Annotated in this window: 21 protein-coding genes; 7 read left to right on the forward strand and 14 right to left on the reverse strand. The window is 22.6% G+C overall.

The genetic code is table 11. From position 1 onward, the window contains the following. Positions 1-117: 117 nt before the first annotated feature. Together OC698_RS01150 and OC698_RS01155 are read right to left on the reverse strand one after the other, a co-directional pair. The gene (locus OC698_RS01150) at positions 118-279 is read right to left on the reverse strand and encodes a hypothetical protein (protein ID WP_304512905.1); all 162 of its coding nucleotides are present in this window, start codon (positions 277-279) and stop codon (positions 118-120) included. A 651-nt stretch (positions 280-930) separates the two neighbouring features. Next, complete coding sequence (locus tag OC698_RS01155) at positions 931-1,551, reverse strand: hypothetical protein (RefSeq protein ID WP_304512906.1); 621 nt, start codon at positions 1,549-1,551, stop codon at positions 931-933. A 501-nt stretch (positions 1,552-2,052) separates the two neighbouring features. On the opposite strand from OC698_RS01155, the gene OC698_RS01160 reads away from it, so the two are divergent. Together OC698_RS01160 and OC698_RS01165 are read left to right on the forward strand one after the other, a co-directional pair. Next, complete coding sequence (locus OC698_RS01160; RefSeq protein ID WP_304512907.1) at positions 2,053-2,790, forward strand: amino acid ABC transporter ATP-binding protein; 738 nt, start codon at positions 2,053-2,055, stop codon at positions 2,788-2,790. Between the two features lie 154 nt (positions 2,791-2,944). After that, positions 2,945-4,546, forward strand: a complete 1,602-nt coding sequence (locus OC698_RS01165) for a transporter substrate-binding domain-containing protein (RefSeq protein WP_304512908.1) — start codon at positions 2,945-2,947, stop codon at positions 4,544-4,546. A gap of 250 nt (positions 4,547-4,796) precedes the next feature. Here the strand turns inward: OC698_RS01165 and OC698_RS01170 are convergent, their stop codons facing one another. Further along, positions 4,797-6,488, reverse strand: a complete 1,692-nt coding sequence (locus OC698_RS01170; RefSeq protein ID WP_304512909.1) for a DEAD/DEAH box helicase — start codon at positions 6,486-6,488, stop codon at positions 4,797-4,799. Positions 6,489-6,987: 499 nt separating this feature from the next. Next, positions 6,988-7,671 (reverse strand): hypothetical protein, encoded by a 684-nt coding sequence (locus OC698_RS01175; RefSeq protein ID WP_304512910.1) that lies wholly within the window; start codon positions 7,669-7,671, stop codon positions 6,988-6,990. A 239-nt stretch (positions 7,672-7,910) separates the two neighbouring features. Here OC698_RS01175 and OC698_RS01180 point away from each other — a divergent pair, with 239 nt between their 5' ends. Next, entirely contained in the window at positions 7,911-8,531 is a 621-nt protein-coding gene (locus OC698_RS01180) for a superoxide dismutase (protein ID WP_304512911.1), read from the forward strand. Positions 8,532-8,728: 197 nt separating this feature from the next. Here OC698_RS01180 and OC698_RS01185 read toward each other — a convergent pair whose 3' ends face one another. After that, on the reverse strand, positions 8,729-8,956 hold the full coding sequence (locus OC698_RS01185; protein ID WP_304512912.1) for a hypothetical protein: 228 nt from the start codon (positions 8,954-8,956) through the stop codon (positions 8,729-8,731). 240 nt (positions 8,957-9,196) lie between these two features. Between OC698_RS01185 and OC698_RS01190 the strand changes: the two genes are divergently transcribed. Beyond that, positions 9,197-10,309: a DEAD/DEAH box helicase gene (locus OC698_RS01190; protein ID WP_304512913.1), complete on the forward strand. Its 1,113-nt coding sequence runs from the start codon at positions 9,197-9,199 to the stop codon at positions 10,307-10,309. A gap of 64 nt (positions 10,310-10,373) precedes the next feature. After that, a complete protein-coding gene (locus OC698_RS01195) occupies positions 10,374-11,249 on the forward strand; it encodes a deoxyribonuclease IV (RefSeq protein ID WP_304512914.1) in 876 nt (291 codons plus the stop codon). A 38-nt stretch (positions 11,250-11,287) separates the two neighbouring features. Here the strand turns inward: OC698_RS01195 and OC698_RS01200 are convergent, their stop codons facing one another. The 6 genes from OC698_RS01200 to rpsP all read right to left on the reverse strand — a co-directional run bounded on the left by OC698_RS01200 (position 11,288) and on the right by rpsP (position 15,420). Further along, positions 11,288-12,025, reverse strand: a complete 738-nt coding sequence (locus OC698_RS01200; protein ID WP_304512915.1) for a TrmH family RNA methyltransferase — start codon at positions 12,023-12,025, stop codon at positions 11,288-11,290. 61 nt (positions 12,026-12,086) lie between these two features. Further along, a complete protein-coding gene (sufU, locus tag OC698_RS01205) occupies positions 12,087-12,542 on the reverse strand; it encodes a Fe-S cluster assembly sulfur transfer protein SufU (RefSeq protein ID WP_304512916.1) in 456 nt (151 codons plus the stop codon). A gap of 42 nt (positions 12,543-12,584) precedes the next feature. Next, a complete protein-coding gene (gene tyrS, locus OC698_RS01210; protein ID WP_304512917.1) occupies positions 12,585-13,844 on the reverse strand; it encodes a tyrosine--tRNA ligase in 1,260 nt (419 codons plus the stop codon). A 47-nt stretch (positions 13,845-13,891) separates the two neighbouring features. Beyond that, the gene (rplS, locus tag OC698_RS01215; protein ID WP_320411980.1) at positions 13,892-14,248 is read right to left on the reverse strand and encodes a 50S ribosomal protein L19; all 357 of its coding nucleotides are present in this window, start codon (positions 14,246-14,248) and stop codon (positions 13,892-13,894) included. Between the two features lie 72 nt (positions 14,249-14,320). Beyond that, positions 14,321-15,058 (reverse strand): tRNA (guanosine(37)-N1)-methyltransferase TrmD, encoded by a 738-nt coding sequence (trmD, locus tag OC698_RS01220; RefSeq protein ID WP_304512924.1) that lies wholly within the window; start codon positions 15,056-15,058, stop codon positions 14,321-14,323. A gap of 116 nt (positions 15,059-15,174) precedes the next feature. After that, positions 15,175-15,420, reverse strand: a complete 246-nt coding sequence (rpsP, locus tag OC698_RS01225) for a 30S ribosomal protein S16 (RefSeq protein ID WP_078122940.1) — start codon at positions 15,418-15,420, stop codon at positions 15,175-15,177. A 410-nt stretch (positions 15,421-15,830) separates the two neighbouring features. Between rpsP and ruvA the strand changes: the two genes are divergently transcribed. Further along, positions 15,831-16,397: a Holliday junction branch migration protein RuvA gene (gene ruvA / locus OC698_RS01230; protein WP_304512918.1), complete on the forward strand. Its 567-nt coding sequence runs from the start codon at positions 15,831-15,833 to the stop codon at positions 16,395-16,397. 1 nt (position 16,398) lies between these two features. Then, a complete protein-coding gene (ruvB, locus tag OC698_RS01235; protein ID WP_304512919.1) occupies positions 16,399-17,400 on the forward strand; it encodes a Holliday junction branch migration DNA helicase RuvB in 1,002 nt (333 codons plus the stop codon). A 1,035-nt stretch (positions 17,401-18,435) separates the two neighbouring features. On the opposite strand, the gene OC698_RS01240 is transcribed toward ruvB, so the two are convergent. The 3 genes from OC698_RS01240 to OC698_RS01250 all read right to left on the reverse strand — a co-directional run. Further along, entirely contained in the window at positions 18,436-19,374 is a 939-nt protein-coding gene (locus OC698_RS01240; protein ID WP_304512920.1) for an IS3 family transposase, read from the reverse strand. 531 nt (positions 19,375-19,905) lie between these two features. Next, complete coding sequence (locus OC698_RS01245) at positions 19,906-20,541, reverse strand: phase variable surface lipoprotein (RefSeq protein WP_304512921.1); 636 nt, start codon at positions 20,539-20,541, stop codon at positions 19,906-19,908. Positions 20,542-20,651: 110 nt separating this feature from the next. Continuing rightward, positions 20,652-21,100, reverse strand: a 449-nt coding sequence (locus OC698_RS01250) for a toprim domain-containing protein (protein WP_304512922.1), incomplete at its 5' end; no start/stop codon positions are given.

The following is a 21,100-nucleotide window of genomic DNA, read 5'->3' on the forward strand; positions in this document are numbered from 1 at the left end:
TTAATCAAACCCACTTTTTTACCAATTGAAATTGCAGTTGGACCATAATCTCCAGTAATAACCGTAATTTTTAAACCAGCTTTTAACAAATCTTCTACAGCTTGACGAACTTCTATTTTAGGAGGATTTATTTTTGTCTTCTGAAGACATTAAATTTTCTAATTGAGGAACTTCAGACGAAATATTTCCTGACGTCAAATTCTCTTTAGAATCATTAATCATAAATGATGAATGTATTGGATGAAAAAAAACAAATGTTGTTACTGATCCTAAAATCATCAAAACAAACATAATAACAGCTATTTTTTTAAAATTTTTTAATGAAACATTTTTTTTTTGTTTAGTATTTATAGTATTTATATTTATTATTTTCCTTCTTTAATAATTAATGGCAAATCCTAAAATATTAATTCCATATTTTAAAGATTATTTTTTTAACAAAAAAACTAAATAATTAAATTTATATATTGATTTATGTTGATTAATAACATAATTTATAATTTTTTTCAAAGTTCAAATTCAAATTTCAAAATCAAATATTTATTAAATTTCATTAAAAATTAAAATTTAATAAACAAAAAAACATTTTTAACACAATTTTTTTCTCAAAATAAGTGTCTAATTTTCGTAGTAATCATAGATTTATTTTTCATAAAATAACTACTACATCTAATATTATAAACGAATTTTTAAAAAATAGATAGATACTAAAAATAAAAATATTTAATAATTTATATAAACTTATTAAAAACTTATCAAATAAAGTATTAAATAAATATCTAATAAATTAATAAAATTGATAAATTTTGTATAAAAAAGCTTATAAATTATTTTTTAACTTTTCTATTCAACTTTTATTTATAAAACCCATGATTAAACAATTTATAAATTTATAGACATAACCTTAATAATTCAATTTAGATAAATTTCTTATTTTATTTCTATATCGCGCAAATCATCATTTAAATCATTATTTAAATCGCCATTAACATTATTATTCGCCAGCGTATCGGATTTAGGAAATAAAAACGAAGGTAAAAACTTTAAAAAATTCCAATTAATCTCAAATTTACAAGAATCAAATAACCAATTAGAAAAAATATTTAAAATATTAGATTTTAGAGAAATTAAATTTTGTTCAATTTGAGGATTTAAAACTTGATTAAAAGTTTGACTCAAATGTTCTTTAGTATGTTGTTCCAAATGATCAATACATTGATCTAAACGCATTTGACAATGTTCTTTTAAATTATCTAAATTTTTTTGAAAATATTCGCTAATTCCATCTACTTTAACTTTAATATGTTCAGTGACATCACTAACACATTTTTCTGCAGAACCTGTAATATTTGATATGACATTTTTTTTACCAGATTCTAAATTGCTTTCCAAAGCTTGACCAACATCCGAAACAACTTCTTCATGTTGTTGTTCAATATGACCTAAAATTTTTCCCATACAAAAAAATACAACAAAAAATAAAAAGGAAGTAACTAAAATCGATAATAAAAAAATTTTTTTTCTTTTAATAATTTGTTTTTTTTTATACATAACTTCAATACCTATTTTTCTTTTACATAAATTTATTGTTCGTGTTCGAAATATATCGATCTATTATTCACTTTAATAAGTTCAAATCATCATCAATAGTTAAAATTCTAAATAACCAAATTTCTTTAATATATAATTTAAAATTCAATCATATTATCTCAAATGTTGAAAAATAAAAAATTTAATTCAAAGCAAATAATAAATATAAAACTTTTATAACATATTATTACATAAAATCTATCAATCTAAATCAAAATATACACAAAAAATTATTATAATTCAATAACACCACAAAAATTTTATCAAAATTTTTCATTTTATAAAATAAAATATTTTTTTATTTAAAATTTGACAAAATCATTTTTTTTGTATAGAATTTTAAAAATTAAAAAAGCTCCCATTATGTTATAAATTTAGTAATAATATATAAAAAATATCCCATTTAACGCAAAAATAAACAAAATTAAATTTTATAATCCCAAAGGAGAATAAAAAATTATAATGCAATACATAATAAAAGTTGAAAACTTAAAAAGTTATTTTGATAAAAAAATAATTTTAAATAACATTAATTTAAAAATAAAACCAAAAGAAATAGTTTCTATTATTGGTCGTTCTGGTTCAGGAAAATCAACTTTATTAAGATGTTTAAATTTATTAAATAGACCGGATTCAGGAAAAATATTTTTTAATAATTATAATCTTCTAGATTCTAATATTTCTTTGACTAATTTAAGAATACAAATAGGTATGGTTTTTCAACATTTTAATTTGTTTTCCGAAAAAACTGTTTTAGAAAATTGTTGTCTAGGATTGAAATGTATTTTTAAAATGCCTTATACAGAAGCTTCCCAAAAAGCTTTTAAAAAATTAAAAGAAGTAGGAATGGAAAAATTTGCCTACGAAAATGTTCAAAAGCTTTCCGGAGGACAAAAACAACGAGTAGCTATAGCAAGAACTTTATGTATGGATCCTAAAATTATTTTACTTGATGAACCCACTTCAGCTTTAGATTCAGAATCTGCTCAAGAAATATTAAAATTATTGAAAAATTTAGTTATTAAACATAATATAACGCTTATTATTGTGACTCATGAATTACAATTTGCAAAAAAAGTGTCAAATAAAATTTATTTATTAGAAAATGGTCAAATCATAGAAAAAGGCAATTTAAATGATATTTTTCAACTAAATAAATGTCCTAAAATTAAATATTTTTTCGAACAAGACAAAAAATAATGATATTTATACACAAGTAATTTGTAAAAATTATTATTTAAATATTATAAATAATCATAATCATAAATAATCATAATCATCCTAAAAAACTATTTAACTATTTTGAAATTCCTAAATTTAATAATAAAAAAACAATGAAAGTGAACTCATTTTAATGTTTAAATTGAAAATTCGACAAATCTTAAAAATTTTTATTTTCATCATAATAATATTATTTTTACATTATAAATTATTTAAAATTTTTAATTTTACAACACAACCTTCTGATAATATTATTTTAGGAGTAGTAAGCAATTCTCCGCCTTTATGTTTTGATAGTAATTCTTCTAATCCCAATAGCTTTCGTACCGACACAGGAACATATGTAAGTGGTTCTGATATTTTTTTATTTGAAAAATTAGCAAAAAACATGAATAAACAATTAAAAATAAAACCATTAAATTTTCCTGGTATTTTAAATGCAGTTGATCAAAAAATTATTGATGCTGCTATTGGTAACATGAATATTACAGAAGAACGTAAAAAAAAAATGAATACTATTGAGTATGATGTTACCGAAATTGGGTTTTTAATTAGAAAAGATAACCATAAATTCAAAAATTATATAAATCAAACAGAAATTACTATTCAAGATTTAAAAAATTTAATTAAAATGCATGGACATATTAGCGCAACAACTACAGCTAGTTCTATTTATGATATCGAAATATTAAATAAATTAAATTTACATAAATTAAATCCAAAAGAAGATTTAGTAAATTGCGTTAATGAAGTAGAGCAAAAACGTGTTGATTTATTAATTTTTGAACACCCTGTTATAAATTTAATGACTTCTTCCAAAGCAAATGATAAAAATAAATTTCAATCTTTGAAATTAATAAATAAGGAAACAAACAATCAACAAAAAGATTTTCATTATCCATTAGGCATTTTTATAAACAAACAAAACACCAAGTTATACCAAGAATTAACAAAACAAATTGATGAAATTAAAAAATCTAATCCTAATATAATGGATAATTTACGTGAAAAAGCTATAAAAACTTATATAAACGATAATCATCAAAAACAACAAATCAATACATTTAGAAGTAAAATTATAAATATAATTAAAACTTATCAAGACAGCTTTTATATATCATTAACATTAGCTATAGATGCTATTTTAATTGGATTCTTGTTAGCATTAATATTATTACCTTTCAAAATATGGTGTCAATCTTCAAAAAAACTAATTAAAAAAACAATTAATTATATATTGGTTTTATGCATTCATGTTACAAAAGCTGTTCCGATTACTATTCAAGTTGTCTTAATGTATAATTTATTAATACAAAAAATATTTTTTTTTAAAGGTTTAATGGGGGTTTTTTGTATTTCGTTAATCATAACTTTCCTTAATAACGCATTTAATTTTTTAAATAACATGTCTAGACAAGTTAATTTTTTAGAATCTGGACCTATAGAAGCTGCTTACGCTCTTGGTTTAAATTCAAAACAAGTCTTTAAATATATTATATTGGAACAAATTTTAAAAAGGGAAATACCTAATATATGGGATCAATTTATAATAAATTTAAAAGAAACTGCTTTATATTCTATTATCGGATTACCAAATTTATTATGGACTGCGCAACGAAATATAGCTATTACTTATGATACTATAACACCTTTTATTATAATAAGTATTATTTATATATCATTATCAAGTCTAATTCAAATTTTAAAATACAAAAAACTTAAAAAGTCTTATTAATAAATATAATCAAAGTAATTTAAATAATTTAATAAATAATTATTAAAATAAAAATAATCTAAAATAATATCAAAAAATGGATAACTAAAAATTTTATCCGCTATAAATTAACATGCATAATAAAAAAAAGTCAAATATATTAATCCTTTCGGAAGTAAAAATTTGACTTTTTTATTTACATATATATTAAAATTAGATAATTTTCGGATAAATAAAATTAAAAAATAAATTAACTTTTTATTTAATATTTTTAATTCTTATATTTATTATTAACATTAGAATAATTTCCCAAATCATCACTGATAATTATTAATTTATTTTCCCAATAAATATCTTTTTTTGTCTTAAGCTTGTTAACAAAATTATTATTAATTTCAAAAACTGTTTTATCAGCGAAATGTTGAATATAACCAATATTTTTTCTATAAATATTAAATTTATCATATAAAATTTGTAAAAAAATAGCAGGATTATACACACGATCATTTTTACCAATATTAATAATTAATTTTGTCATATTAATATTGTTTTGTTCATATTTTTTAAAATAATCACTATTAATACGATTATTCTTATTATAAGATGTTTTTGCAAATTCATCATTATTATAATTAGAAACATTCCGTATAATAATATTTTCATATTGTTTGCGATAAGGAGATATATAATTTATTAAAGATTTAATAATTAATTCTTGGTCATATTTTTGTAATAACTTATCCATTAAATTCATATCAATTGATAAATTATTATTTTTATAATTTTCTATTAATTGAAAAACTTTGTCACGAAATAACTGATCTTGTTGTTGATAAATCTCTTCAATTTTAGGAATTTCAGCTAATAATAATTTTTCTTTCAAATAATATTCTAATTTTTTTAATTTCATTTTTTGTCTAACATTAATAAAACTATAAGAAACACCTGATTTTCCAGCTCGTCCAGTACGACCTATTCTATGTACATAACTTTCATAATCATTAGATAAATCATAATTAATAACCATTTGAATATCAGAAATATCTAAACCTCGAGCAGCTACATCAGTAGCAACTAAAATTTTAATTTTTTTATTACGAAAATTATTAAGTACATATTGTCTTTGATTTTGTTTCAAATCTCCGTGCAAAGCATCTACTAAAAAATTTCTTGTTTGCAAATAATCAGTAATATTATCCACATTTTTCTTGGTATTAGCAAAAATAATAACAGAATCGGGATTTTGATAATCTAATAAACGTTCTAAAACTAAATTTTTATTTATATCCGAAACAATAAAATAAAATTGTTTAATACTTTTAACTGCAATATTTTTATTAGATATTTCTAAAGTTTGAGAATTTTTTTGATATTTTGCAGCTATCTTTTTAATAAAATCTGGCATAGTAGCAGAAAATAAAGCTGTTTGCCTTTCTGAAGGAATATTTTTTAAAATATCTTCTACATCTTCTTGAAATCCCATTTTTAACATTTCATCAGCTTCGTCTAAAACTAAAAGTTTAACATGAGATAAATCTATTTTTTGCTGTTTTAATAAATCTAAAATTCGTCCAGGAGTAGCTACAATAATGTGAGGTTTTTTATTTAAAGCACTAAATTGTTTGAAATATTTTTCGCCACCATAAATAACAGCAGTTCTAATTTCGGAATAAAATTTCAACAATTTATTAATTTCCGTAAAAACTTGCAAAGCTAACTCTCGTGTAGGACACAATACTAAAGCTTGAATTTGAGAAGTTTGAGAATCAATTTTTTGAATCATAGGAATGCCAAAAGCAAAAGTTTTTCCTGTTCCTGTTTGAGAACGAGCTACAATATCAATACCTTGAATCATTTTAGGAATCACCAAAGCCTGCACAGGGGTAGGATTAATAAAATTAAGCTCTTTTAAAGCTTCTTGAATTTGAGTTAACAAATTTAACTCTGTAAAAGAAGAAATCATTATATTTTCCTTTCAATCTTATTGAAAATTTTTTAATTAAAAATAAAAATTTTTTTCAATATTTAATAAAAATAAATCTTTCGTATTCTAATCAATGATTAAAAGATTGCGGTTATTAAAAGAAATATTTTTAGTTACTATATGTTGTTCCTAAAGAAAAAATTAAAAAAATATTTATCAAAAGTTTTTGTAATTTTTAAAATTTAGGAAAATAAAGTGCAACTTATCTCCATCTTAAGATAAAAAAGTACTAGTAACAATAATCAGCAAAAATTTAAAAAATTAATTCTCTCGTAAATTACAATTACTAATTTAAATAAGATATTTCAATATAGTTAAAAAAATAATTATTTTATTATTAATAATACCATAAAATAAAAGATTTAATTTGACAAAATTATTCGCAAATTATAATAATTAAAATAAAATTTTATTTCCGATTGATGAAATATGAAATAAATAATAAATTGTATAAATTTAATTCTGTATCTTATAATTATTACATTAATTCCTGATATATATTTTGAATTTTTTTATATAAAATTCCAAATAATAAACAGTTAACCACATTATTGATAATAATAGGAATAATATTAAAAAAACAAAAAAAAATATTTATAAAACGATCCGAATAAATATAATTATATCGATAAAAATTAATTTTAATAATATCCCAATAATTTAAATAACCATTTAAAATACGAAAACTAGATTGTAAAACAATACTGAAAAAACCAAAAATAAAAATACGTTTTTTGTTAACATAACGATGATTTAACATACAACTTATTAAAATAAATAGATTAGGCATAAAAGAACCAAAAGCAATATTGCTAATAACAAAAAAAAATCTATTAGAAATAAAAAAATTATAATTACTTTTTAAATACTCATAAGTTGCTAAATAACTAGACATTGAATAAAAGGAACATTCTATAAAAATATAAACGAAACAAAACAAAATTACATAATTAATATTTAAAAAAAATCCTAAAAAAAATAATGGCAAATGCCAAAATAACCATAAATTAGAATTAATAATAGGAATTTTATTGATTTGACTTAAAAAAGAATATTTATTCAAGTTAAATAAAACCCAAGAAATCGAAATTAAATTCGAACCTAAAATTACTTGCTTAATAATATTTCGTGTATTTTTTGTGCAGCCATTTTTATTTAACATTAAATTGAATTTAACCTCTTTCTAAATAATTGTGTTTGTCATAATAAAATTAAGTATTTTTTATCTTATTGATCATTTTTAAAAAAAATTTATCTCTAAAAAATAAAATATATTCGATACATTTATAATCCATGATAAATTTACAAATAACCATATTTCAAACATGTTATAATAAAGAATGATTTTAATTATTTAAAAAAAATATTTTTAAAATAAAAAGGAGCGATAATATCTTAATTATGAATAAATATCAACTACCTACTTTAAACTATAAATATAACGATTTAGAACCTTTTATAACACAAAAAACAATGATGATTCATCATCAAAAACATCATCAAACCTATATTGATAAATTAAATATTTCTCTATCAAAATTTCCTACAATAAAAAATAATATCGATGATTTATTAAAAAATTTATCTTTAATACCTAAAGAAATTAGAACATCTATTCGTAATAACGGAGGGGGACATTTTAATCATTCATTTTTTTGGACAATTTTAAAACCGAAAACAACCAATGAAATCGTTTTATTAAATAAAACGCAAGAGATTATAAAAAGAGATTATAAAAATTTAGATAATTTTAAAAATCAATTTACTAATAAAGCTTTAAATCTTTTTGGTAGCGGTTGGGTATGGTGGATTGTTAATAATAAAAATTTATCCGAAATTATAACAACTACTAATCAAGATACCACTCATAATTTAGGTTATCCTATTTTAGGTTTAGATCTTTGGGAACACGCTTATTATTTAGATTTTCAAAATCGTCGTCAAGATTATGTAGAGGCTTTTTTTCATATCATTAATTGGGAACAAGTAGAAATTAATTTAAATAATATTCCGAATAAATAATTATTATTAAAATTAAAATAAAAAAATCGAAACCAAAATATTTATCATATAATAAAAATATTAATTTGAAAAAAAATTATTAATTACATGATCTAAAAGAAAAAAACCGTCGAAAAAATATTTTTTCGATGGGATTTTTATTTATTAAAAAAAAATTTGATCGAAATCAAATTTTTTAACAACTTTTAAACTTATCTCTAAAAACTCAAATAAATAAAATAACTTATAGGAACAATAACAATAGTTACAAATATAATTAATATAATCAAACCTGAAAGAAAATTAATGAAACGTCGATTTCTTTGAAATTGAAATGGTACATTTTTATTTTTATTAACTATATTTTCAACTTTTAGTTGATTACTAAAACATTTCTTAGAGTTTGATGGATTAACTTTGTTATTTTTATTAAAAAACCAAATCATAAAAACTTTTAACCTCTCGAATTATTTGCTATTTTTAATATAAATAATAATAAAAATAAAATGCTTTTTTGTGATAAAACGATTAATGCCTATACAAAAGATAAATTATAAATAGTAAATCAAATAATATTATAATTTACTTTAATGCATAATATTAATGGATAATAACATTTTAACATATATTAAAATGAACTAAAAAAAGAATTTGCATGAATTCAAAATAAAGGAAAATTCATAAATTTGAAACAATATATAAAACAAAAATTAAAACAACTAAATTTTACTCAAATAACACCTATACAAAAACAAATGTTTAATAATTTCGAAAAACCTTATCATTTAGTATGCGTTGCTCCTACAGGAACTGGAAAAACTCATGCTTATTTATTGCCTATATTATCAAAAATAAATTGGCAAAAAAATACAATACAAGCGATCATAATTACTCCAACTAACGAATTAAGTTGGCAAATATTAAATATGTTAAAAAAAATAGAAACGAAAATAGCTAATATTAAAATTTTATATGGTGGCATAAATAAACAAAAAATATCAGATCAATTTAAAAAAAAACAACCTCCCTTGCTCATAACAACTTTAAACAAACTAAATGAATATGTTATCATTAACAAATTACTAAAAATTCATAAAATCAATTTTTTAGTTTTAGAAGAGGCAGATATGTTGTTTGACAAAGATTCTTTATCCATCTTAGATGCAATATTAACTAAATGTAATCCTAAAATTATAATAATATCTGCTTCTATCACTGATAAATTTAAACCTTTCATCAATAAATATTTTGGAAAAAATTTATTTTTAAATACCACACAAGAACATAAATTAAAATTAAATTATTATAAGCTTGAAACCATATCTGAACAAAAACTAAAAACTTTAATACATTTAACCCAACATATTAACCCTTATATTTGTATTATTTTTGTTTCCAACATTAAAGAACAAATAAAAATTTATGAAGCAATGCTTCAAAAAAATTTAAAAGTAATTTGTTTTTCTTCAGCATTAAATACTAAAAAAAGAAAACAATATATAAATGATATTCAAAAAACAAAATATCAATATATTATAGCAAGCGATCTTATGGCAAGAGGTTTAGACTTAGATATAGACTTAGTAATACATTATGATTTGCCTCATAAAAATTTAGATTTTTTTCAACATCGCAACGGTAGAACGGGAAGAATGGGAAAATCAGGAGATATAATAGTTTTAAGTACCGAAAAAGATGAATTATTAATTAATAAAATCCAAAAAAAATTAAATATTTCATTTAAAAAAATTAAATTTAATAAAAACCAATACTCTTTAATTACTAATCCAAATAATTAAAATATAAATTAAAATTTCCGAAAATAAAAAATATATTTTAATTAGAAAGATAAAAAAATAATATATGTTAATAATAGGCAGTCACGTATCCTTTAAAAAACCTAAAATGTATTTAGGAGCTTTAGAACAAGCTTTATCCTTCGATTCCAATACTTTTATGTTATACTCAGGCCCTCCTCAAAATACTAAAAGAAACATCATCGCACAATATGATATTGATCAAACTTTATCCAAAATGAAAAAATACAATATTAATGTGAATTGTTTAGTAGGTCACGCACCATATATCATTAATTTAGCCAACCCTTTTTTAAATAAAAGAGAATTTTCTATCGAATTTTTAATCAAAGAATTAAATCGATTTTCACAAATGAAAATTCCTCAAATGGTAATACATCCAGGTAATAATTTGAACAAAAACAAATTAGAGGCGATTAAATGGATTGCTCAAGGTATTAATAAAATTTTTCAAAATACTCCTAATTTAAAAACTAAAATAGCATTAGAAACTATGGCAGGAAAAGGTAATGAAATTGGTGCTAATTTTCAAGAATTAAAAAATATTATCGATTTAATAGAAGATAAAACACGAATTTCTATTTGTTTGGATACTTGCCATGTATTTGATGCTGGTTATGATATTAAAAATCAATTTGAAAATACAATAAAACAATTTGATAAAATTATTAATTTAAAATACTTATCCGTTCTACATATTAATGATTCTAAAAATTCTTTAGGTAGCAAAAAAGACCGACACGAAAACATTGGATATGGTCAAATAGGATTTGAAGCTTTAATAAAAATTATCTATTACCCATTATTTAAAAATATTCCTAAAATTTTAGAAACACCTTTTGTAAACCAAAAGCCTATTTACAAAGAAGAAATTATTATGATCAAAAACAAAATATTTAATGGCAATTTAAAATTTCAATAAATTTGATTTTTATTAATATATAAAAAAATCTAAAAAAATTATTTCTTAAACCATTGATAAATATAAAACATCATAATACTGCCAGCTATAGCTACATTTAAACTTTCTACTAAATCCGTAGTAGGAATAGCAATTAGATAATTCGATTTTTGACGAGAAACAAAAGAAATACCTTGCCCTTCGTTCCCTAATATTAAAGCAATTTTATTGTATTTCGAGCTAAAATCTACGAAATCATGAGATAAAAAATTAGTTTCGCGAACACAAGAACCTATAACAAAATAATTATTTTTTTGCAAAAATAACAAAAAATTCGCCAAATTACCACGATCAAAATTTAAATTAAAAATAGCTCCTTGACTAACTTGAATAGTTTTTTCGTTATAAATATCCACACTATTATCGCTAAAAAAAACAGTCTTAAACCCAAAAGCACAAGCACTTCTTAATAAAAGTCCAGCATTAGAAGGATCTTGGATATTATCTAAAATAAGTATTTTATCACTAAATAAAGATGATTTTAACATTTTACAAATAGCTACTTGAGAATATAAAATACGATTATTATTTAATAATTTCATTAAAGATTTTTTAATAAATAAACCATCTTCTTTTTTAGGATTAATAGTATATAATCCCAATACTATTCCTTTTTTCACAGCTTCTTGAACGAGATGATTTCCAAATACAAGAAATTCTTGATATAAATCTCGATATTTTTTAAATGATAACTTCATCATTTTCTTAAAAACACGATTATTAGATGACAAAATCATAGAATATTACAACTCACTTTAATCATATATGATTACCAATATTTATTCACAAAATATATTTTTAACTCGATTCGATGTTGTTAAAATAATTTTTTATTAAATTAAATGCTAATAACCAAGGAATGATAGCACAATTTAATTTATTAGGAAAATTAGCAATTACTTGAAACAATAATAAATCTGATTTTAAAGTATTACTATCAAAAGATTTATTTTGTAACATATTTATAAAATTATTAATAATTTTGAAACTTTGCGAAAATGTTTGATTAGATAAATAAATTGACATTAAAGATGAAGAAGCGCATATTATAGAACAACCTTTTGTTTCGTGTCGAATTGCATTAATAACATTAGTATTAAAAAAAATTTGCAATGTCACTTCATCTCCGCATAATAAATTATGTTTTTTTTTGCTAAGACAATTATTGTTACAAGTAATAGGTAATAAACCATAATTAAAAGGTTTTTGAGAATGATTTACAATTAATTGACGATATAATAAATAATTAACCACAATACTTACTCACATTTTAAAGAATTAAATATTAATTCAAATTTAAGAAAAATATACTAAAATATTAATTTTCTTTTTTTTAGTTACTAAAATATATTTATTAAATAAAGCTAATTCAGGAGTTAAACACAAATCATAATCAATTTTTTTTTCACAAGGAAAAATTTTAATACTTTTAGCTAATAACAATGATTTAGCTTCTTTTTTTGACAAAGCTAATTCGCTCTGGACTAAAACATCTAATAAAGTAATATTCGGGCTAACCGATAAACAAAATAAATATTTTTGTAAAAATTTGAAATCTGATTCTGATAAATCTAATCTTTTTTTACCAAATAAAAGATAACTAACTTGTTCACAATCTTTAGATATAGATTGACCATGAACTAAAGAAACTATATAACTTGCTAATTCTTTCTGAGCTAATCTTTTGTAAGAATTAAATTTCATTTCAGATTCTAAATAATTAATACGTTCTAACGTAATTAAAGTCATTTGTTTTAAACATGCGATGACACGACTATCAGATAAATTTAAAAAATATTGATACATATCAAAAGGACTAGTTAATTTCGGATTTAACCATACATTACCTTTTTCGCTTTTACCAATTTTAACACCTCGATCATTCAATAATAAGGGGATACTCATACCTAAAGGTTTATTTTTAGAAGGATTAATTAATTTTCGAATCAATTCTAAACCACTTGTAATATTGCCCCATTGATCAGAACCACCAATTTGTAATATTACATTATAATTTGAATATAATTGATAAAAATCGAAAGCTTGCAATAAATTATAAGAAAATTCAGCATAAGAAATACCAGAATTTTCATTCTTCAATCTTTCAGATATAATTTTTTTAGACAAAATATATTTCATATTAAATAATTTGCCATATTGCCTTAAAAAATCTAAAAGATTCATTTGAGATAACCAATCATAATTATTAACAAAAGATACTCTTTTTTTAGGAAATAAAGATTTTAATTGTAATAAAATATCTCGAGTATTTTTGCAAACTTCTTGTAACATTAATAAAGTTCTTTCTTTTGTCGCTTTAGGATCACCGACTAAACTAGTAACTTGACCTATCAAAATAAAAGGATTATGACCTTTATTATACAAAAGCAAAATAGTATTAATTGGTACTAAATGTCCTATGGTTAAAGAATTAGCTGTAGGATCGACGCCCCAATAAAAATTAATAGTATTATGATTTAGATAATACATTAAATCTGATTCATTGCTACAATCTTTTATTAAATTACGCATTTTTAATTCTTCAAACAAAGACATATTTATCTCCAATTTTTAATTTGATTTTTTACCAATATTACAAATTTTTATTTATGTTTAGTTTTAATTCTAGCAGCTTTCGATGATAAATGACGTATATAATACAATTTCGCGCGACGAACTATACCATAACTAAGCACTTCTATATTTTCTAGAGCAGACGAATAAATAGGAAAAGTACGTTCTACTCCTACACCAAATCTAATAGCACGCACAGTAAAAGTCGCAGATATACCATTACCTTGACGTTTAATAACTAAACCAGAAAAATTTTGAACACGTTTATTATCGCCAATAGATTGTCTAATTAACATTTTAACAGTATCACCAACTTTAAAAAAAGGTATTTTTTTAAAACTTGGACTTTCTATAGCTCTTATTAAAGTTTGACCTTTTAATTCCATAATGTAATATTCCCATTCCCTTAATAAAAAAATTTTATTTATTAATTTTTTAAAAATAATATGAAAAATATATTATTCCTCATCTTCATTTTTAATTTCTTCTAATATTGTTTGATGAAATTTATCTAAATGAATTTTGTGTAATAAATCTGGTCTTTTTTTAAAAGTATTTTTTAAACTTTCCTTTAAACGCCATTCATAAATTTTTTGATGATCTCCAGATAAAAGAACCGAAGGAACTTTATAGTTTTTATATTCAAAAGGTCTAGTATATTGAGGATATTTCAATAAACCTTTTTGATGAGAATCAGATAAATAAGAATTTTCATGAATAACTCCTGGTATAAGTCTAATTATAACATCTATAAAAACTAAAGAAGCAATCTCCCCACCAGTTAAAACATAATCTCCAATAGACAGTTCTTCATCTATAAAATTTAAAATTCTAGCATCAACTCCTTCATAATTACCACAAATAATAACTAATTGTTCAAAATCATTAATATATTGATTCGCTTTGAATTGAGTTAATAAATTTCCTTGAGGAGATAATAAAATAACTTTATTCTTATTTTTAATATTTGATTTTATTTTATTTAAACAATCATATAAAGGCGGAAATGATAATAACATTCCTGTGTCACCACTATATGGTTTATCATCTATCTTAAAATGTTTATTATGACTATAAAATCTTAAATCATGTACATTAATAATAACTTTGTTTTTTTCTTTAGCTCTTTTCAAAATAGAATGGTTTAAGAAATAATCGAAAAAATTCGGAAAAATAGTTATAATATCTATTTGCATGCTATTTATCAAATAATCTTTCCTTTTGTTAAAAACAAAAAAAATAAATTTTTTATTTCAATATATTTCCTTTTGAATTATTCTATTATTTTTAAAAAACTTCTAAAATTTAAAAATCAATTAGTTTTAATTTTTTTAAATTTTTTACACAAATTTTTAACGGTAGTAGTAGGTTGACCACCTAAAGATAACCAATAATTAATTTTATCTAAATTTAAATTAATTATTTCTTTTAAAGGATCATAGTTGCCTAAAATTTCTAAAAATTTACCATTTCTTTTGCTATGAGCATCAATTGCTACTACACGATAAAAAGGTTTGTGACGAGAACCAAAAAGTTGTAAACGAATTTTAACTGACATTTTTCTAACTCCAAACGCAATTTAATTAAAAAATATTTTGAAAAAAATACTAATTCAAGTAATTATAAAATAAAAAATAATTACTGTCAATGAAATATTGACTTATTTTAATTATAAATCCAAATAATAAATAATTTCACAATTACCATATAATATTATTTTTTAAATATAAATTTATCATAAGATTAAAGAAAGATTTAAAATGTAATAAAAATTAATTAGATCCTAAATAGATTAAAGTTATAATTATAACATTCATTATAATAAATAAGATATATTGAAATATATATCATTTAATAAATAATTTAAAAAACTAATCTGAAAATAATTAAATTATTTAAATTAAAACAATATATTTTTAAATAAAAACTGATAAAAATTAATTATAAAAGGAGTGAATAATTGTTAATATGTACTACTATATTACAGGTTTAGTTAAATTAATCCATAATAATAATATAGTTATCGAAAATAATGGCATAGGTTATGAAATAGGTTTTTACAATCCTTATTTATTCAAAATAAATCAAAAAGTAAAATTATTTACTTATCTATATATTAAAGAAAATATACGTTATTTATATGGTTTCACAGATATCAACTTATTAAATTTTTTCAAAAAAATAATTACTATTCCAGGTATAGGTCCTAAAATAGCTATTGTACTAACGCAAAATGAATTATTTTCGGATATTCAAATGGCTATTGAAACTAATAATGTAAATTTCTTAAAAAAATTTCCAGGTATTGGAGAAAAAACAGCACAACAAATTATTTGGTATTTGAATAATAAAAATACAAATAAAAAAACAAATTATATATTTAATCCTAAACAAAAAGATGTTCAAAATGCTTTATTAAATTTAGGTTTCGAAATGAAACAAATTAATTCTATTATAACCCAAATTAATACAGAAACAGATATAGAAACAATGATCAAAGAATCTTTACAATTATTATTAAAAAATAGGAAATAAAATGGAACAAAAATTAAAAAATAAACCAAATCCAAAAAATAAAAATGAAGATGCTTTTTTAAGACCTCAAACATTACAAGAATACACGGGACAAGAAGATATTAAACATATTTTAGATATTTATATCAAAGCTTCCCGAAAACGAAAAGAAACTTTAGATCACCTCTTATTTTATGGACCTCCAGGTTTAGGAAAAACTACTTTAGCCCGTATTATTGCTAATGAATTGAAGACAAATATAAAAATTACTAATGGAGCTGTTTTGGAAAGAGCTGGAGATTTATCTGCTATTTTAAGTAGTTTACAAACAGGAGAAATTTTATTTATTGACGAAATTCATCGATTACCAAAAATCGTAGAAGAAATTTTATATTCTGCTATGGAAGATTATGCTTTAGATATTGTTATTGGTAAAGATTATGACAGAAGAACTATTCGAATTAATTTAGCAGCTTTTTCTTTGATTGGAGCTACTACTAAATTCGGAAATATCTCTTTTCCATTAAGAGATAGATTTGGTTTAACTTTAAAATTAGATTATTATAAAGAATCAGAACTAAAAACTATTCTCCAAAGAACAGCTAAAGTTTATAATAGCTATATAGAAGAGTCAGCATTAACAGAATTAGTAAAACGTAGTCGCGGAACACCTAGAATAGCTAACCGTTTATTCCGAAGAACACGAGATTTTGCAGAAATATATTCTAATAAAATAATTACTCATCAAATAACCCTAGAAACATTAAAAAAATTAAAAATAGATGAAAACGGATTAAATGAAACAGATTATCATTATTTAAATCATTTAATATTTAAATTTAACGGCGGACCTGTAGGAATTAAAAATTTAGCAGCTTCTTTAGGAGAAGAAATATTAACTATAGAAGAAGTTTATGAACCATATTTAATCCAGAAAGGTTATATTAGAAGAACACCTAAAGGTCGTATAGCAACTAATTTAACTATTAGATTATTAAATAAATTAAATGAGAAATCCATATGATATAATTTAAGGGCATCAAAGAGGCCTAAATTTCCTGCTATCTAACCAATAGCCAGAACTGATAAACTCTGAATGGAGATGGCCGGTCTAACAAACAAAAGAATGTCAGATTAGAGCAGACCCATAAAAGCGGGTTGCGACGAAAGCAAATTAGTCAAGATGAATCCGCCACCAAATAATTCGATGGAGAAGCCTGAGATGGCCTAAAAAGAAAAACTGAGGTAATCTAATAACCTGTTACGAAAGTTAATTAAACGTACATTTCAGAATCTATCAATATTTGCGATATGTATCGGATAACTTATCAAACAAAAAAACCTGGAATCAGCCTCACTAAAGAGGATACTTCCCCTAAGGAATTAAAGTCGAAATTTAGGGTAACTTGGAGAATCCTAAAACTAAGTAATTAAGTTTACTAATCCGAAAATAAAATCCCAGATGGTCAAGGATAAAGCATCTTCTTAGTAGTCGTGAAGATAAAACCTAAATTTAATTTAAAATAATTTAGTTAATCGTCTTTCCCAGAAGAGAGTTAATTACTCTTATAGGGCGAAAGAAGAAAGTAATTTACTATTTTAAACTTTGGGGATACATCGAATAAAATTCAATATTGTTTATCAAATGGTTACTCTTCAAAAAAAGAACTCTAGCAAGGAATGAATAACTTTTATAATACGTTGAAGAATTACGACTAACAAAGGGGCGGGTATGAACTGTTCCGTTTTTTTAGACAACTTTTGATTGAAAAATTATGCTTGAAGACTAAAAATTAAGTTGCTAATTTCCTATCTTTTCAAACCAAAGAAATATTTTATGAAATTAAAAAAAAGTGTCTAAACTTTTTTGATAATTTTTTTGTTTCCAGAGATATTTTTTTTATATTTTATCATCCTCACTATATATTTAAGCAAAAAAAGAGAAAAACTCGTGAACAAAATGAAAAGAAAATGATATTTGCTATTAGTTTAACTTTTTTCTTTAAAAAAAGGCGCACTCAAGTAACCTTTTTCAGGTCAGCTTAAGACCGTTCAAAAATTAGCTGCGATTTTGCGCATATTGGATTGGCGTGGCATAGTTTAATTTCCTTAAAATCCACTGTTTATTCCAAAATTGGGGAAATTGATTAATTATTTTTTTCATGCTATTAGGGGATTTTTCTAATAAAAAAGGCTGTTGATATTGTAAAATCGTTTTTATTTGACCAAAAAAGTTTTCAATCACAGCATTATCGCGAGGGTTAGCTTTTCGCGACATACTGATTAAAAACCCTTTTTTTCTTAAAGTTTGTTGGACTTTTTTGGTTTGATAAACTGTTCCTTGATCGGAATGCATGATACAAGGGACTTTTAATTGGGGGAGTTTTTTAATTGTCTTTAAAACTAAATCTTGATTTTGTTGGTCGGAAACATGTGAAGCGATTATTTGATTATTAAAAGCATCAATAATACAAGAAAAATAAAGAAATCCTTGCTTTGTTTTAAAATAAGTAATATCTGTAAAAAGTTTTTGGAGCGGTTTAGTAGTCATAAAATCTTGATTGATTAAATTAGGAATAATTTGAAGATTATTTTTTAAATTACAATAAGTAAAAATTTTTTTTATTCTTAACCGACACCGAATGTCATTTTTTTTCATAATGGTAGAAACTTTTTTCTTACTAATTTTTTCGTTAAAAGTTTTTTGATATAAATCGGTAATTTTGCGATGTCCATAAAAATATTGATAGTTTAAACATAAAGCTTTAATCCGTTTTTGTTGTAACAAATATGTTTCTTCTTTTTCCTTTAGTTTATTTTGGACTTTTAACCAATAATAATAAGTGCTTCGGTTAAGGCGGATGGTTTGTAAAATGGTGGTTAAATTGAGAGTTGATTGGAATTGGTTAACCAAATAAAAAACCATCTTTTTATCAATTTTTTTAATTTTTTCCATCATTTTTTGTAATAATTCGATTTTTTGTTTTAATTTTTGCATCTTAAGACCAATTATCTTTACCAATTATTTTTAAATATATTTCCTATTATAACTCGGAAAGATTTTTTAAGTGCTTCAGTTTATTCATCTTTTGTTAATACAAAATAACAATCCTTGAAAATTATTAACTCAAAATCAAAATTAAATTGAGGATTTAAATAAATTAAAAACACAATTACCTTATATACATATCTCTACAACCCTGGCAAGGTTATTAACTTAAAAATTAAAGTTAATTTAATGATTTAAATAAATTAAAAAACAAAATTGTTGTTTCGAAGGAATTTTATGATATCGATAACGATAATGATTAAGAATGATATCTCGATAATATCAAATATCGATTATCATTATCATTATCGATATAAAATATAAAGTATCCCTCCTTCAAGGAGCTTGTTGTTAAAAAGAACATATGTAAAGTGATATGGTAACAAGATGGTAATAAAAAGGTAACTTAATGGTAATAAGATGGTAACTTAATGGTAATAAGATGGTAACTTAATGGTAATAAAATGGTAATTTTATAAACTATTTATTTGTTTTTAGTTCTTTTTTATTTAAGTTTGATAAATAACCAGAACGTAACTTTTTCACCCGATAGCCTTGTTGAGCTTTAGTCAAAAAAGATTGGATAAATTTGAAATCTTCTTGACGATAATAAATAATATTTAAACCCTTTTTATAATTAGTTTTGATCTGTTTATCATATTTATCCCGTTTGTTGGAATCTAGAGGATATAACTGTAAAGTTGCTAATTTATTAACATCAATTTTGCCAATTAATGTTTTGATCTGATTTTTCTTTTCATTTTGATAATTGATTTGGAAAAGAGGATAGTGGTTTTGAAGGGTATTATTTGGACTTTTCAGGGGGGTTAAATCCGTAAGTAATAGTTTACTATGACTAGTATCTTTAATTAAGGCAATTTTTAATTGTTTAATTTCTTCTAATATGCGGGAATCCACAAAAAGAGTTTGGTTTCGCGGACGATAATTCGCCTCTTGATAAGTATTTTTCTTTTTGGAATGGGCAACAATGGTGAGATTAATTAAATCGGTTGTTTTTAAGCTGATTAACAAGTTTTTAATGGGGATTAAATCATTGGGAGTGGTTTGGTTATTTCTCCCTCCCATGCTAATTTCTTGATGGGTGTTATTTTTCATCTTTTGTCTCCTTGGGGTTTAAATTTTTTTACTACTAATTTAATTTTTTAAGTAATATAAGCTAGTTTCTTGACAAACAGTTATAGTGCGTTCTTTTTTTGTTCCTAGATTTAATTTTTAATAATGACGCGGTCTTCGCCAAAATAACGAATCGCCAAATCGGTTAGGTTATTCTTTTTCGCCTCTTCATAGTGGGGTAAGGGGTCTAAAAAACATTTTTGATAAGCTTGTTTTCCGAATTGTCTTAATAAATCATCAACATCTTTACAAGTTTGGTCGTAAGGGGGCAAAATTCTTCGGATTTCATAAGGAATTTGTTGGGAAGTTAGTTGTTCACCGAAAACTTCACTCCGTTTTTGACCTGTTTCGTCATTATCTAAGGCAATAATCACCTTAATCTTTTCTTTTTTAATAATTTCTAGTTGGGATTGAGAAAGTAATTGGGCAACACAAATGAGACCAACCACGTTTTTAATATTGTTTTGCCAACAACTTATCACATCAAAAAAACCTTCATGAATCATGAGGATTTTCGTTTTTTTAATATCTGGTAACGCTG

This window comes from Candidatus Phytoplasma gossypii (genome assembly GCF_030586975.1).
In the GTDB taxonomy this organism is placed as follows: Bacteria; Bacillota_I; Bacilli_A; order Acholeplasmatales; family Acholeplasmataceae; genus Phytoplasma; species Phytoplasma citri.

Coding starts and splice junctions, on each gene's coding strand:
- OC698_RS01245 (WP_304512921.1), bottom strand. CDS start 20,541: ATGAAAAATAACACCCATCAAGAAATTAGCATGGGAGGGAGAAATAAC.
- rpsP (WP_078122940.1), bottom strand. CDS start 15,420: ATGTCAGTTAAAATTCGTTTACAACTTTTTGGTTCTCGTCACAAACCT.
- OC698_RS01150 (WP_304512905.1), bottom strand. CDS start 279: ATGATTTTAGGATCAGTAACAACATTTGTTTTTTTTCATCCAATACAT.
- tyrS (WP_304512917.1), bottom strand. CDS start 13,844: ATGTCTTTGTTTGAAGAATTAAAAATGCGTAATTTAATAAAAGATTGT.
- OC698_RS01195 (WP_304512914.1), top strand. CDS start 10,374: ATGTTAATAATAGGCAGTCACGTATCCTTTAAAAAACCTAAAATGTAT.
- OC698_RS01170 (WP_304512909.1), bottom strand. CDS start 6,488: ATGATTTCTTCTTTTACAGAGTTAAATTTGTTAACTCAAATTCAAGAA.
- OC698_RS01165 (WP_304512908.1), top strand. CDS start 2,945: ATGTTTAAATTGAAAATTCGACAAATCTTAAAAATTTTTATTTTCATC.
- OC698_RS01185 (WP_304512912.1), bottom strand. CDS start 8,956: ATGATTTGGTTTTTTAATAAAAATAACAAAGTTAATCCATCAAACTCT.
- ruvA (WP_304512918.1), top strand. CDS start 15,831: ATGTACTACTATATTACAGGTTTAGTTAAATTAATCCATAATAATAAT.
- rplS (WP_320411980.1), bottom strand. CDS start 14,248: ATGGAATTAAAAGGTCAAACTTTAATAAGAGCTATAGAAAGTCCAAGT.
- trmD (WP_304512924.1), bottom strand. CDS start 15,058: ATGCAAATAGATATTATAACTATTTTTCCGAATTTTTTCGATTATTTC.
- ruvB (WP_304512919.1), top strand. CDS start 16,399: ATGGAACAAAAATTAAAAAATAAACCAAATCCAAAAAATAAAAATGAA.
- OC698_RS01200 (WP_304512915.1), bottom strand. CDS start 12,025: ATGATTTTGTCATCTAATAATCGTGTTTTTAAGAAAATGATGAAGTTA.
- OC698_RS01155 (WP_304512906.1), bottom strand. CDS start 1,551: ATGTATAAAAAAAAACAAATTATTAAAAGAAAAAAAATTTTTTTATTA.
- OC698_RS01160 (WP_304512907.1), top strand. CDS start 2,053: ATGCAATACATAATAAAAGTTGAAAACTTAAAAAGTTATTTTGATAAA.
- OC698_RS01240 (WP_304512920.1), bottom strand. CDS start 19,374: ATGCAAAAATTAAAACAAAAAATCGAATTATTACAAAAAATGATGGAA.
- OC698_RS01175 (WP_304512910.1), bottom strand. CDS start 7,671: ATGTTAAATAAAAATGGCTGCACAAAAAATACACGAAATATTATTAAG.
- OC698_RS01180 (WP_304512911.1), top strand. CDS start 7,911: ATGAATAAATATCAACTACCTACTTTAAACTATAAATATAACGATTTA.